We start from the raw sequence: 2,293 nt of genomic DNA on the forward strand, positions 1-2,293 counted from the left end.
TTAGAAGACAAGTCTTCAGCTAGGCTTTCGTTTCGTCATAGGCCAGCAGAGAGCGCAGGCCGATCTCCATATTAATCTTATTCTTGACATCCAACATCACCACATGTTCCGCTTCTAAGTTTCCAATTTTCCGCTGTTTCAAGACAATGTCATCCGTATCTCCATAGAAACGGATGTGTTTTTCTAACCGACGCTCCAGTGTGTCCAGGCGATCCACAATGACGGAACGAAGATAGAGCAGTTCCAATTCTCCAAGATCCATGGCATACCTCCAAGTTACATCCGTGCAGGTGGGCCCCCCGGCGATGCTCCCACCTGCCGTCCACAGTTAACGAAACCCAAACAGGTACACAGGCGAACAAGGAAAAAGCCGGGTAATTGAATCATATCGTTATACGCCCAGGACTGAAAAAGGAGCGATATACCACAAAAAGCAGATACAGCACAAGCACAAAAAGTATAGCCTTAACCGCTATGTAAGTTCTATATTCCGTAGAATCTATTTCATATTCAGTTACATCCGTTGCATAAAACAATCCATATGAAAGAGATTGATTCATTGTATTAGAAGTTGCTCTTGTGTACGTAGTCTGGTAAGAGTTATAGCCAGATTGCAAAACCGGAACGGGGCCAGCCGTACCAATCACCGTATTTAGTGTAAAAAGCCGATAATTATAATCAGATTGATCAAACGTATCTGTATAAAATAAACGCCCTACAACCCGCCACAAGTTAGGATCAGAAGATACGCAATACAAAGCACCATCAGACGGATCACGCCAAATGTATTGCTGCATATCAGCCGAAATAACGAACTTACAAGACTGCCCCTTAAAAGTACCAGTATAAACCACGACATTCCGGTCAAAGAATGAACCAGAAGCACCAAAAGGAACGATCTCAGTAAAAGGCTCCACTTCATCCAAAATCACCGATTCTACTACATCCGGCACCGCACTGGAAGGAGTGGCAGGAGAGAGTAGATCCCGGATCTCAATCACAGCATCATAAATATCACCCAACCGACCGGATGCAGCTTCTTCATCAGCGCTCTGATCGGCATCGGAAGGACTGGCAGGAAGAATCTCATCCATGACTTCCGTCCACTGGTCAAAATCATCCAGATCAGGCACTTCTACAGCATCAGACGGTTCATCACTCGCCCAAAAATCCGGGGAATCACCCGGGAGAATCTCAAAGTCATCCGCAAAAGCCGATACGCAGTATAGAGCATTGAACAATAAACATAAAACTCCAACATATAAAAACCTCCTCATCATATACGAACCTCACCCTTAAAAGCCATTCCCAGGAACAACGTCACAACACGCTGGCCAATGGCAAAAACAACCGCATAAGGCATAGCAAGCTTAACCACATCAGCAAACAAATCAATGGCATTCTGCATCCACTCACCCCCAATCTTTCCGATAACGGCTCATGACAGCATAAGTATCATAACTATCATACAAATCAGGACTATGGAACCAAAAAAACTTCTTAATACTACTGCAAATAATCTCGCCATTCTTTCCCTCAGTCGCTCGTTTCGCATCAATAAGTGAATTGATCTGAATACACTTAAACAATGTCTGACAAGCCACCGCATAGCGAAACTGCTCACGAAAGGGTTTCGCAATCCGGTTGAACACCTGGGAAGTGCCTACGATGTGTTTCCTCTGCTTTCTTTGCTGTGAGACCACTGTAAAAATGTTACTATCCATCTTTTTGCTTTCCAGCGAGTTAAATTCCAGGTGGATTTCATCAAGAAGAAAAATCACCCCGGCATACCCGTTATTGACATCCGTAAAGCAGTGCACACCGTCCCAGGGAATCACCTCAATCCCTTCTGGAAGCTTAAGGGTCATGTTACTGCACACCTTTACAGAAGGATACCGCTCACAAAGTTGCTGAACGTACTGAACAGCAGATATTGTTTTCCCGGCTCCCTGCATCCCACAAAAGACGATGATCCCTTCCGGATCAAAGAATTCCGGATGCAGTTTCCGAAACTCTTTATTGTACTTAATTACCTTAAACACGTTAAACGGGTCTAATGACCCCATATACCACTTAAACGACATATAAACCTCCTAACGAAAAATGGGAGCGGATCACCGCCCCCAAAAGGAAACTACATGGAAACTTTTCCCTTGCGGAAAGCAGCCATAAGAGTACGTACCGCCTTGCGACCGCCCCACCACATGAACACCAGGCCGATCCCGGCAGCGATTGCAGTAGCAATCACTCCAACAACAGTGGATACGGAAATCTGACCAGTCATGGCCGTAAT

The 2,293-nt window shown here is 45.1% G+C and carries 4 protein-coding genes; all 4 read right to left on the reverse strand.

Annotated features, from left to right (window positions below; all coding sequences use genetic code 11):
• Nucleotides 1–19: 19 nt before the first annotated feature.
• The gene (locus tag ACYVD3_RS26090) at nucleotides 20–262 is read right to left on the reverse strand and encodes a hypothetical protein (protein WP_460645426.1); all 243 of its coding nucleotides are present in this window, start codon (nucleotides 260–262) and stop codon (nucleotides 20–22) included.
• 121 nt (nucleotides 263–383) lie between these two features.
• The gene (locus tag ACYVD3_RS26095) at nucleotides 384–1,280 is read right to left on the reverse strand and encodes a hypothetical protein (RefSeq protein WP_460645427.1); all 897 of its coding nucleotides are present in this window, start codon (nucleotides 1,278–1,280) and stop codon (nucleotides 384–386) included.
• Nucleotides 1,277–1,408, reverse strand: coding sequence for a hypothetical protein (locus ACYVD3_RS26100; protein ID WP_460645428.1), 132 nt, complete (start codon nucleotides 1,406–1,408; stop codon nucleotides 1,277–1,279). Before ACYVD3_RS26100 ends, ACYVD3_RS26095 begins: the two co-directional genes overlap by 4 nt.
• 4 nt (nucleotides 1,409–1,412) lie before the next feature.
• Nucleotides 1,413–2,084, reverse strand: coding sequence for an ATP-binding protein (locus ACYVD3_RS26105; protein WP_460645429.1), 672 nt, complete (start codon nucleotides 2,082–2,084; stop codon nucleotides 1,413–1,415).
• Between the last annotated feature and the right edge of the window lie 209 nt (nucleotides 2,085–2,293).

It is taken from the genome of Lacrimispora brassicae (genome assembly GCF_054772055.1).